Source organism: Lactiplantibacillus fabifermentans DSM 21115 (assembly GCF_000498955.2).
GTDB classification, from domain to species: domain Bacteria; phylum Bacillota; class Bacilli; order Lactobacillales; family Lactobacillaceae; genus Lactiplantibacillus; species Lactiplantibacillus fabifermentans.
On sequence record NZ_AYGX02000047.1, the window covers coordinates 35,825 to 47,914 of the forward strand.

Annotated in this window: 11 protein-coding genes; 7 read left to right on the forward strand and 4 right to left on the reverse strand. The window is 45.3% G+C overall.

The window, feature by feature from the left end; translation table 11 throughout:
• Positions 1 to 75: 75 nt before the first annotated feature.
• Positions 76 to 654 carry a TetR/AcrR family transcriptional regulator gene (locus tag DY78_RS04015; RefSeq protein ID WP_024625781.1) on the reverse strand — a complete coding sequence of 193 codons (579 nt, stop codon included), beginning with the start codon at positions 652 to 654 and terminating at the stop codon, positions 76 to 78.
• Between the two features lie 217 nt (positions 655 to 871).
• Between DY78_RS04015 and DY78_RS04020 the strand changes: the two genes are divergently transcribed.
• On the forward strand, positions 872 to 1,141 hold the full coding sequence (locus DY78_RS04020) for a hypothetical protein (protein WP_024625780.1): 270 nt from the start codon (positions 872 to 874) through the stop codon (positions 1,139 to 1,141).
• Positions 1,142 to 1,226: 85 nt separating this feature from the next.
• On the opposite strand, the gene DY78_RS04025 is transcribed toward DY78_RS04020, so the two are convergent.
• Positions 1,227 to 3,275: a hypothetical protein gene (locus tag DY78_RS04025; protein ID WP_024625779.1), complete on the reverse strand. Its 2,049-nt coding sequence runs from the start codon at positions 3,273 to 3,275 to the stop codon at positions 1,227 to 1,229.
• A complete protein-coding gene (locus tag DY78_RS04030; protein WP_024625778.1) occupies positions 3,272 to 4,267 on the reverse strand; it encodes a glycosyltransferase family 2 protein in 996 nt (331 codons plus the stop codon). The genes DY78_RS04025 and DY78_RS04030 overlap by 4 nt, the downstream gene beginning before the upstream one ends.
• A 608-nt stretch (positions 4,268 to 4,875) precedes the next feature.
• On the opposite strand from DY78_RS04030, the gene DY78_RS04035 reads away from it, so the two are divergent.
• The 6 genes from DY78_RS04035 to DY78_RS04055 all read left to right on the forward strand — a co-directional run bounded on the left by DY78_RS04035 (position 4,876) and on the right by DY78_RS04055 (position 11,596).
• A complete protein-coding gene (locus tag DY78_RS04035) occupies positions 4,876 to 7,416 on the forward strand; it encodes a YfhO family protein (RefSeq protein WP_024625777.1) in 2,541 nt (846 codons plus the stop codon).
• Positions 7,417 to 7,569: 153 nt separating this feature from the next.
• Complete coding sequence (locus tag DY78_RS04040; RefSeq protein WP_024625776.1) at positions 7,570 to 8,262, forward strand: response regulator transcription factor; 693 nt, start codon at positions 7,570 to 7,572, stop codon at positions 8,260 to 8,262.
• Positions 8,255 to 9,643, forward strand: a complete 1,389-nt coding sequence (locus DY78_RS04045; RefSeq protein ID WP_024625775.1) for a sensor histidine kinase — start codon at positions 8,255 to 8,257, stop codon at positions 9,641 to 9,643. The genes DY78_RS04040 and DY78_RS04045 overlap by 8 nt, the downstream gene beginning before the upstream one ends.
• Positions 9,644 to 9,764: 121 nt before the next feature.
• The gene (locus DY78_RS04050; protein ID WP_033613918.1) at positions 9,765 to 10,709 is read left to right on the forward strand and encodes a glycosyltransferase family 2 protein; all 945 of its coding nucleotides are present in this window, start codon (positions 9,765 to 9,767) and stop codon (positions 10,707 to 10,709) included.
• A gap of 106 nt (positions 10,710 to 10,815) precedes the next feature.
• Entirely contained in the window at positions 10,816 to 10,968 is a 153-nt protein-coding gene (locus tag DY78_RS16000) for a hypothetical protein (RefSeq protein ID WP_156093436.1), read from the forward strand.
• Between the two features lie 277 nt (positions 10,969 to 11,245).
• On the forward strand, positions 11,246 to 11,596 hold the full coding sequence (locus DY78_RS04055) for an iron chaperone (protein WP_033612841.1): 351 nt from the start codon (positions 11,246 to 11,248) through the stop codon (positions 11,594 to 11,596).
• On the opposite strand, the gene DY78_RS04060 is transcribed toward DY78_RS04055, so the two are convergent.
• Positions 11,593 to 12,003 carry a nucleoside 2-deoxyribosyltransferase gene (locus DY78_RS04060; RefSeq protein ID WP_024625772.1) on the reverse strand — a complete coding sequence of 137 codons (411 nt, stop codon included), beginning with the start codon at positions 12,001 to 12,003 and terminating at the stop codon, positions 11,593 to 11,595. The two genes, DY78_RS04055 and DY78_RS04060, sit on opposite strands and share 4 nt — an antisense overlap.
• Positions 12,004 to 12,090: the final 87 nt, after the last annotated feature.

The following is a 12,090-nucleotide window of genomic DNA, read 5'->3' on the forward strand; positions in this document are numbered from 1 at the left end:
AGGCCGTCACCATTTTTGAGTGACGGCCTTTAATATACTTATTTGAACGAAAATGATGGACTTTATGGTAACAACTTAATCTTTTTTGGCCGGGGTAATTTGCAAGAGCACCGCTTTGCGAATCGTATCGACCGCTTCTGATACCGCCGTGATAGAGACTTCACCGTGTTGGACCGCCCAGTCGATTAATGTCATTTGTACATTGGTCCCCATGGCCGCAATTAAATCGACCGGTGCTTTAATTTCAAGCGGCTGTTCTTTGATAAACGTTTGCCACTCTTTAAACAACATCTGGTCAAAATTCGCTTTTAAGTCGGCTTCCGGCTCGTGGACGGTAAATAAAATTTGAATGGCGTGACGATTTTCAGCCATATCCGCCAATAAGCTGTGCACTAAGGCGTCAATCTCCCCATCAATCATCTGTTGAAACCGCACACTCACCCGCTGCGCAAACAAGGCACTGTAACGCGCTACCATTTGATCTAATAAGTCATACTTATCCAAATAGTGAGCATAGAAAGTTGAGCGGCTAATTAAGGCCGTCCCACACACGTCGGCAACCGTGATTTGGCGAAACCCCTTATCAACTAATAATTGTAAAAACGCGGCCTGAATGTCGCGCTCAGTCTTAATTTTACGTACATCCGTCGTCATAAATTTACTCCTCAATTAACTATATCTTCATATTATCACAAGTCATTTTAAAAGGAACCGTCGTTTTTCGTACACTGATTAGGCTGGGTGTTCGAAAAGCAACAGTTTACCATTTTTTGCTAGTGTTTTTGCGATGCTAAAAGCCGTACTATTTAATCGTTGAAAGGAACCAGTTAGCCCCTTTCAAATAATCTAAATTGATTAGAGGTAATGGCATATGTTTACTTGGAGTTTTTGGATTTTAGCTGTTTGGTTCGTTGTTAACGCGATTTGGATGTGGTTCGATTTGGATAATCAACCGTTGCAAAAAACGTTTGCCTGGATCAACGTTGTCGCTGTAATCTGGGGGTTCTGGGCGTTCTATGGTGCTACGTCAGTTGCCGACTTGAACACTTGGTTCCAAGTGCTCAATTGGCTCAACGTCATCTTAGCTGCCACGCAATTTTACTTCGGCTATCGCAAATCTCAACAACACAAGGTTGCTTAAGCTAAGTCAACAATTTATTTTATTCCCAAGCTAGTCCGCCAAAAAAGTCCTTTAATCGTCGCATCACGATTAAAGGACTTTTGCGTTATTTAGCGATTGAGTGACGCCATAACGCCCACCAACTTGCCATCAGACTCAGGCTCAAGAGTCCGACCAAGGTCGTAACGGTCGTTAGTGTACTCAAGTTTGAACGCTTATGATTCAAGAAAATCTTATATTGTAAGGCGGGTTGCGCTTTAGTAAAGCGCTGGCCCGTTTGTTGATTGTACCAACTCTTGACATCATGATACGTCACCGCTCGTGGTCCACGATTCGTAATCGAAATCGTCAAAGCACCGGCCTTTGTCTGGCGATAGTTAACCGTCGTCGTCTTTTTGGGCGTACCAGTCACGCGTTTGATCAGGTGGCCCGCTTGCCGGATGGTCACCGTCACGCGACCCGTTTTAGACGCCGGATGCAATTCTAGCTCGTTACTAGCAATCGGAGTCGTCAAATGTACTGTTTGGGTTTGCCCCACCGCGATTTTCAAGGTATCCGGTAACACGTATGAGCCATTACCTTGACGAGTCACACTAGTTTGCTTCAAATGAGTTTGATTACTTAAATTCAGTAATTGCCCACTGACGATGACGGCCCCCACAACGGTCACTCCACTTGCTAAAGCGAGTCGTTTTTTGGTTAATACGGGCAGCCACACCGTTGACCAGCCTTGAATCCCGAGCATTAACACGACCGGTAACAATGGCAACGCATAACGGGCTTCCACTTCCCACAAGCCAACGTGAAACATGGTTAACCCTAAAGTGGCTAGCGCCAATAATTCTAAGCTTAACGCCGCTTGACGCCGCCGAAGTACCGCCACGATACCACCTAACAGCCAAACTAAGTACCAACACTGCGTCCACAACACCAGCCAAAACTGCCAGCTACGTTGATGGCGTATATACCAGCGCGGCGCCTGCAACCATTGCGTCGTTAATTTGAAGCTGTCAAAGTCACCCGTTGCAAAGAAGACCCGAAATTTGCGGGCCAGATGGACGACTAACCCACGCGCACCCATCTTAGTGACCCGCGTCTTAATCATCGTCTGCGCCGTTTGCTTTTTAGCCGCGGCCGTTTTCGCCAGCCGGACCTTAGTAAAGTCAGCATGGTTATATTGACCGTCGAGTTTTGGATTTAAACTCATCGCCATCCAACTCGTCACCGGTAACGCGGTATTAGCATCTTTTTGATAACCGTTCACTTTAGCCAAGCGGTTCATCCCACCAGAAAACAGGACCAAGACAACCATACTACCGATCAGCCACTGACCAACGAGTCGCCATGACCATTGATGTTGCCATGCCGCTACGCATAAAATGAGCACAACGGCAACCCAGACAACGATCATGTTGCTCTTCATGACGATGCCCAAGCCTAGAACTAGCCAGCTTAGCATGGACCATAGCCACCGTTGCCAGCCCGTTTTTTGCCGGACAATGACCAGTAAGGCGGCAACATCGACCATCAGTGGCAACACTAGTGCATCCGTATAAGCAAAGACACCGTAAGCATATAGTGGCACACTCAGTCCCCAAGCTAATAAATAGCTCAGCGCACCCGGTTGCCAGTTACGCCAATGCTTGAGTAAAACCAGTCCCGCTAGTAGCCCAGTGTCAATCCAGATGAACCGTAACACATTGAGCCCGGCCCATGGCGTCTGCCAGCCTAAACTGAATGCAACTTTTAAGAAGCCAGCTTCCAACAACGTGAAGTTCACATTATTGGGATAAATTTTGAAATATTGACTCCAGTTCAAAAGACCTTGCGCTAAAGCAATCGCTTGATTGCGAACAAAGAAAGCATCCGCGCGACCAGCGTCGACAAAGCTAAGCGCCACTGCCAGCTGCGCAATGACGATTAAGCCGCCGATACCCCATAGTACCCGGCGATACGTGGTGGGTGACCACCGCCGCGCGAAGTGTTGCAAGTTCAGATAGCTTAGTAACAAACCGGCTGCCACTAAGAGCATCGCTAGTGGCGGTGCCCAGTCTTTATCGGCAAAAATTTGAACCGGAAAAAACGTTGCAACAATCATCGCGCCCGCAAAGATGGTCGCAACGGCCCAGTTCAATGGGCGCATTAAATATTTCATTGAACCCGTTGGCGTTTAACGATTAAGACCGGTTGTTGACGAGCCGAATAATCGTCTTCTTCAATAATATAACGCGGGCGATGTTTAACTTCGGCGAAAATTTTACCAATGTATTCACCGATAATACTAATCCCAATCAATTGAATGCCACCTAAAAACCACAGACTAGTCATCAGCGAGGTCCAGCCATTAATCACATTGCCGGTAAAGAATCGCGCGACCGCGTAAATCATCATCAGCAAGCTGATACCAATGACAATCACCCCTAACGACATAATGGCTTTGATTGGGGCAATTGAAAATGACGTAATGCCATCCAAGGCGAAGGCCACCATCTTTTTAAAGGGATATTTAGATTCACCGGCAAACCGAGGTTGCCGCCGATAATACAGTTTGGTCGTTGGTAACCCTAATTGTGGAATGATCCCGCGTAAGAATAAATTGGTTTCTTGATATTCCATCAAGGCATCGACCGCCCGTTGACTCAATAACCGAAAGTCGGCATGATCCGGCACGAGTTGCACCCCAATTTTTTGCATCAAGCCGTAGAACGTTTCGGCCGTAAACCGTTTAAAACGCGAATCGGTGGACCGGTCATTGCGAACACCTAAGACGATTTCACTGCCGGCCGTAAACCGGGTAACCATTTCTGGAATGAGTTTCGGATCATCTTGCAAGTCAGCGTCAATCGTAATGACCGCATCCGAATATTTGCCGGCCACTTTCATGCCGGCCATTAACGCATTTTGATGACCAAAATTGCGACTAAATTTAAGACCGCTGAAGATTGGCTCAGTTTGTTCATATTGTTGAATGAGTGACCAGGTTTGATCATGGCTACCATCGTCCACGAACAAAATGCGACTGGCCGGATTAACTTGCTTATTAGTAATCATTTTATTTAAAATCGCGCCTAATACTTGTGAAGACTCCGGCAAGACCGCTTCTTCATTGTAGCAAGGTACGACAATCGTTAACCGTGGTTGTTTCATTATCAATTCCCCCTAAATAAATACCTAACTGCCTGTGTTTCACAGGTATTGACAATTAGTATAGTGACTCATCAACAATGAAACTAGTGGTATTGCGTGAACGCCATCTGAGAAAACTTCAGAATCTTTTCTTTTTTCAGCAGTTCGCATTGTCAAACAAGCTAGCAATACTAAGGAAAGTGCCATGTTTAACTGAGTCGCAGCCACCCCAAATGTGCTGGACTCCCTCGTCTGGATACTTATTTTTATTATAGCGGTTCCGGTCTAGTTAAAAAAATAATGTGACAGGAAAAAATAAGCTTACAAAGCAACTTTACCAAAATAGCTTAATTTTTGCTTTATTGCGGGGAATAGTTTATGTTAGTGAAAAATTGACGACCAAATGCGAATTTATTTAGCTAAAGGTGTCAGCAGCCAGCCGACGCAAGTACACCCACCTCACATTACCGAGGCGTACAGACCTGCAGACTAGTTAGTTAACAGTTATAATAAAACTTGTCGCTAACTGGTGCGCTTTACTCGTTGGCTACCGACATTCTTACAATTGGTGTTACCAGCGCCAACTTCGCTAAGAAAACACTTTGAATATGGGGAATTGGAGTGGAAACATGTCTATCAACCGAATAAGCCGTTTTTGGCGAGCGCCACTGCTAGCCAGTGGCTTAACTTTGCTCGTTTTAGTCACGGTCTTTAGTTATCAACAAATCACCCCGTTTGGCGATCACAATTTTTTAATTAGTGATATGGGGACTCAGTACTTATCATTTTTCACGAGTTATCGCCATGCTTTGATTTATCATAATTTTCAATTTTACTCATTTTCACAATCACTCGGTGGGAGTTTAGTGCCGACCGTGGCGTATTATTTAATGAGTCCGTTTAATTTAATCGTTTTAGGCTTTAGCGCCGCCGACTTACCGATTGCCATTACCATTATTTTAATGAGTAAGATTACCGCAATTGGGTTCACGATGACCTATTGGCTGCAACGTCACTTTCACACGACGCAAATCATGACGGCTTTGTTGGGAACGGCCTTTGCTTTATGTGGATTTGTCGCGATGAATTATTTTGACTTGATGTGGCTCGATGCCCTAATCTGGTTACCACTAATCATCGATGGTCTCGATCGCTTATTAAATGATGGGCAGGCCGGCCGGTTCTTTTGGTGGCTGTGGGTCAGCATCGTGACCGACTTTTACCTCGGCTACATGACAATTTTATTTATCGGATATTATTTAATTTATCAATTATTTGAAACTAAACAAACCAACTGGCGTGATGATTTACGGCAACGTTGGCCCCGGTTACGGGAAATTATCCTCACCGGTTTACTCAGTGTCGTCAGTGCCCTATTCATTTTGATACCCACAGCCCTAGGGTTAATGCAGACGGCCAAAAGCAGTCATGCTTGGCAAATCTTCCTACCAGTGCCGCAATTTGGTACCGATATTTTTAGTCAATTAGCGTTGGGCGCCAATACGTATCAAAATCGGTTGACCCACGCACCCACGATTTTTAGCACAACCGCCGTCATTTTATTAGTCGGTGCCTTTTTCACCTTACCGTCCATTAAACGGACGACTAAGGTGCATACGGCCTGGTTCTTAGGCGCCCTATTACTAAGTATGGGTATCGAGCTATTCAATACGATTTGGCACTTGTTTCAACAACCAGAGGGCTTTCCGTTCCGTAACGCCTTTTTCTTCAGCTTTGCTTTAATCATGATTGCCATGCAAGCTTGGCAAGCGGGACCACAACACGTGACGCCCGCGTGGCGCTGGCGTTTGACGCTCGGCTTAAGTGGGCTATTGCTGATTGGGTGGGTCACTAATTGGCTGTTACAATTTAAAATTCCGGTCACGACCTTAATGCTCAGTCTTGTAAGTGTGGCCCTGACGGCATTAGTTTTATGGACCACCAAGCGCTGGTGGCAAACATCCGGCTTAGCGGTAATTATGTTGAGTGAACTCGGCGGTAACTTTAGTCTGAGTATGGCCAACACGAGTTTTGGTAGCCAAGCGATGTATCAGCAAGCTTATTCGAGTGAATATACGCAGATGACCGCTGTCAATGACCCGGATGGCCAACTATATCGCGTTGACAATACAAATACCTTAATCAATCGCGCTTATCAAGAAAAATATAACAATTACAATGATCCGATGTTATTTAATTTTCACGACATTAACTATTACAGTTCGACATTAAATGAAAAGACCCGGGTAATGTTAGACCAACTAGGCTTGTACTCACGCAATGCCCGCCGCATCAGTTCGGAAGGCTTAACTCCGGTCAGTTCAATGCTGCTGGGGATTAAATACGATGTCTTATTGAACCGTCACGGCGATGCGACGACCATCCCTAACCATCATTACTTGGGTATGGGGTTCGCGGTGCCCAGTGAAGTCACCCAACTACAGCTATCAGCGACCCGCGCCTTAGCGAACCAAGAAAAAATCTTGCAACTCCTGCGACCACAGGCAACGCCCTATTTTCATGACGTTGCCCTGACCACGGCCACCAGTCGCCGGACCCAGTCGAGCGATTACTCGTATCATCATCGCTTGATCTTTAAAACGACCGCGACCGGACCGTTGTACTTTGATGACTACTTAGGCTTATCACAATATTCCAGTATCACAGTCAACGGCCAATCGGTCACGCCGACCGTTAACGCCGACGACTCCCGACTGTTATGGCATCTCGGCAACTTCAAACGTGGCGCTACTGTGCGCGTGACGTTCAATTCGGCGCATCGGCAGCTCAGTGGTCAAGTTCGCTTGGCGAGCCTACAAATGAGTCAATTCAACCAAGTCTATCGTTACTTGAAGACGAGTCAATTCGTACCGAAATACCATGCGCGCGGTTGGCAAACCATCGTCAGCGGCACGATGCAAAATCAACAAGCGCGTCACTGGCTCTACGTGGCGATTCCGTATGATCAAGCTTGGCACGCGACCGTCAATGGCGAAACCGTTAAGACCAAAGCCGCGCTTGGTAATTTGACGGCAGTCCCCATCAAACCCGGTCATAACCAAATCAAGTTGCAATATCATGTCCCAGCGTTACTTTTCAGTACGATTCTTTCAATAATCGGGACGCTGAGCTTTGTTATCTGGCGCCTGCTGTCGCGACGCCGGCACTAGTTTTAAGCATTCTGAGAAATTCTCAGAATGCTTTTATTTTACCGTTCTAGCGATACTCAATATTTTTAGTTATAATGCGATTGATATTATTAAAAATTTAATCTAAAGACCGTTATACTGGAGTTAAACGATTTTAGAAAACGGAGAAAATTTATGACGAAAATTTTGTTAGTCGACGATGAAGAAAGCGTCGTTGACTTTTTACAACAAGAATTAACTTTTGAAGACTATGAGGTCGTCACAGCTGGCGATGGTCAAGCAGCTTATGAGATTTATGAAGCGCAAAAAGATGATTTAGATTTAATTATTTTAGACTGGATGTTACCGAAGATGGACGGTCTCGAAGTTTTACGGCGGATTCGTAAGCATGATGATATTCCGGTCATTATGATGACGGCGCGCGATTACGTCGGTGATAAAGTCGCCGGCTTGGACGGTGGTGCGGATGATTACATCACTAAACCATTTGACACCGAAGAATTATTGGCCCGAATTCGCGTGATTTTACGACATTCCGAGCAAAATCAAGCGACCCCACAGATTTATCAATATGCCGATTTGGAATTGGATACTAAAGCGCGTCAAGTTCACCGGAATCGGCGCCTCGTTCAATTAACACAACGCGAATACGAATTATTATTAACTTTGATGCAACATGCCGGCGACACCCTCACGCGTGATGAATTGCTCGATCAAGTTTGGGGTGTCGACTTTGAAGGCCAACCTAATATTGTCGATGTCTACGTCCGCTACTTGCGGCATAAAGTCGACACTGAAAGCGACCGCAAGTTAATTCATACGGTCCGCGGCGTTGGCTATTGTCTGCGAGATGATGTCCATGCCTAACTTCCGGGGTCATTCAAACGCCGCTCAAATCACTCGGGCCTTTTCCATCATGCTGATTTTGGTCGTGTTAGTAACCGGTGCGACAATTTCGGTGGTCGTCGGTTACCGACTTACCCGTAACCGGATGGAAGATGCCGAAACGTTATTAAAAAGTTTGAAACGTTCCATTATTGATGACGAACCGGATTGGAATCAGTGGAACCTAAATAGTCCCATTGATACTAAAGATACCTTTGTTAAAGTTCGCACAAAAATGCCCAAACGCCCGCATCAAACTTTTTATTCAAAACATACGAAACGTTTTTTAAGAGCCAAACAATATAAATTACCTTTTGGTCCAGATATTCGCTATATTGATGGTTACGGGATTTTTTACCGTTCCGGGACCGAATCTAAATATATTTATTATGAAACGTGGACGAGTCTCGACAACGTCCTCCACATTTTCCGGTTGATTCTACTCGACTTAGTGCTCGTTTTAATCTTGTGCGGATCACTGGGGTATTTAGTCGTCGTCTGGTTGGCACGCCGCTTGAATCAACCGTTAGCAGACTTAACGAGCGCGGCTAAAAAAATCAACCACGCCGAAAGTTTGTCATACCGGGAGGCCTTGCCGGTTCCGGCCAATCCAGTTGAAGTGCATGATTTGGGGACCGAAATTAACCAGCTGCTACAATCACTGAATGAACAGGCCTTACGGGACCACCAATTTGTGTCCGATGCTTCGCATGAATTGCGGACGCCGTTGACGGCCATTCGCGGTCATATTAGTTTAATCAAGCGCCGTGGTGACCAGCATCCAGAAATCATTCCGAAATCGTTGAAGTTCATTGATAACGAATCAGAACGGATGCAAAAAATGGTTGAAAGTTTGTTACGGCTCTCCCGGATGGACCACGTCAGCATTGAGATGAATTACGTCGATGTGAACCAAATCGTACAAGACACGATTGACAATTACCAACCTAACATTAGTCAGCCCATTCACGCCGACATGGCGACCAAAGTCATGATGGCGACGGTCAATACGGACAGTTTGCAACAAATTTTGATTGCACTGCTAAATAATGCCAATAAATATTCACCGGCCGATGCGCCCATCACGGTGACAACTAGTATGGTGCACGGAGCGCCAACCATTCAAATTGCGGATTTGGGTGCTGGTATTAGCGATGATGACAAAGCGCATATTTTTGAACGCTTCTATCGCGTCGACCAAGCGCGCTCGCAAAAGATACCCGGAACCGGCTTAGGCTTAGCAATTGTTGAGCGCCTCGTCCACTTGAATCAAGCTGAAATTAGTGTCACTGACCACCAGCCCCACGGCACTAGTTTTAACATTAAGCTCAGTGTCAATCATTCTGAGAAAACTTCAGAATAACTTCAGCTTTTGTAGCTAGCACCGCTAATCGAATCTCGTTAGACTGTATTCAGCGAGTGACGGTTAGCGGTGTTTTCGTTAACTGACGCAGATAACCTTTTAACGAAAGAAGCTTTCGACTATGAAAAAAATATCAATTATCGTGCCCTGCTATAACGAACAAGAATCCATTCCTTTGTTCTATCAGGCCGTTCAAAAAGTTTACACTGAAAAAATCCACGTCACGTGGCCCGAATATCAAATGGAATACTGGTTCATCGATGATGGCTCATCTGATGATACGTTCCGCGAATTAAAAACCTTAGCCCATACGGATGCTGAACATGTCCACTACGTTTCATTTTCCCGTAACTTTGGTAAGGAGGCGGCTTTATACGCCGGTTTACAACATGCGACCGGAGAACTGATTGCGGTAATGGATGTTGATTTACAAGATCCCCCCGAATTGTTACCGCAAATGATGTCCGGCATTTTAGAGGCCCACTATGATATCGTTGGTACTAAACGGGTTGACCGCAAAGGCGAACCGGTCATTCGGTCATTTTTCTCGAATGCCTTTTATGGCTTCATTAACAAGATTTCACACACCCGCATCGAACGCAGCGCCCGTGATTATCGATTGATGACTCGGCAAGTCGTGGATGCCGTTTTAGATTTACCAGAATACAATCGCTTTTCTAAGGGCATTTTCAGCTGGGTCGGCTTTAAAACCAAGTATATCGGTTATGAAAATCACGACCGCGTCGCTGGTGAAACACACTGGTCATTTAGTGACTTAGTGAGCTATTCCTTAGATGGTATTATTAACTTCTCCGAAAAGCCGTTAGCGATGGCCTCATTTTTAGGTATCGTCGCCTTCATTATTTCGATTTTTGCCATGATTTTTATCGTTGTCCGCGCCTTAATCTTCGGTGATCCAACCATGGGCTGGCCGTCGATGATGACGATTATTTTAATGCTTGGTGGATTGCAATTATTCTGCATCGGGATTCTTGGTAAATATGTGGGTCGCCAATATTTGGAAGAAAAGCACCGGCCCATTTATATTAGTAAAGAAGAACGTTAATCGCGTTTATAAGAAATTCTTATTTAACCCTTATGAAAACTCGGTAGTTGTCAGTTGCGTTTCGGACTAAACTAAAGTCATTCAATTACGAAAGGAACTGATGACGATGCGTAATAACCATTTAGTTAGCCAAGGAACGGTGCGCCGGTACCATGCCAGCAAACAACGGCCACACAACCGAGTCTATTCGACGCCAGTTCAATATACGCGGACGACCAATCCAAACTGGCACTGGCAATTAGCCATACCAACCGCTTAACTCTCAGGAACGGCGGGTACTTGGCAAAGTAATCATGCGAATCGTAGTGGGCTTGCATGGTCAATTTGCCGAATCCCCGCCCGCCGTGACCGTTAACTTATCCCGCAAGCAAAACCATGCCAAATTATCATTAATCCCCCTTCATCGTTGTGGGCCGATGGAGGGGGATTAATTGCGTTTAAACGCCTTTTTCATTAAAATTAATCAAAAACGAGGAAACCTTATGTCGACTAACTTATTACCAAAACTCACAGATTTTACTGCTTTCACGGATGCGATGCCGGATGCAGCCCAACGCGACCAATTCGTTACCGTTTTAAACTGGGTTACAACGACCTTCCCCCAATTGACTCCCCGCTTTGCCTGGAATCAACCAATGTTTACCGATCATGGCACCTTTATTATTGGGTTCAGCGTCGCTAAAGCGCATTTTAACGTGGCTTTAGAAGCGGCCCCCCTCGATTACTTCCGGGAACAAATTACCGCTGGTGGCGACCACACGACTAAAATGTTGTGGCAAATCAATTATGACGGTCCCATTAATTACGACTTGTTAACCACGGCGATTAAGTATAATTTAACGACTAAAAAGGACGTCACAAGTTTCTGGCGTCCAAAAGGTCATTAAGGTAATTCTCGTTGCAAAATTGCTAGCGCATCCGCAACGGTCTGATAACTAAAGATTTTGTCAAAATAGCCGGTCCCATTAATCATCGCAGACAAATGATTCACTTGGTCACGATGCAAAATGAGGACGGGCGTTTTTATTTTCTCCGCATACGCCAATTCATAACCAACCCCCAAACTCGGATTAGTCGTTTCAGCCACTACCATATCCGCGGCTTTCAACCAATCAATATCGCGGTCGCGAATGGCTTGATCAGTGAGTTGTATCTGACCATCCGCGGTTAAATTCGGATTGCCAATATGTTCAGTCAAAACCGTATGCCGCGTCTTTAAATCATCAATTAGGGCTTGATACAACGACGCATCATTGCGGCCGCCTCGAATCGAAGCCGCAAAATAAATTTTCATCTAAAATCACCCGTTTCTAAAGTTGATTTTAGTTTACGGTAGATTGCAAATTTAATCCGAATTTTTGGACAAATTGTTCAGCATAAC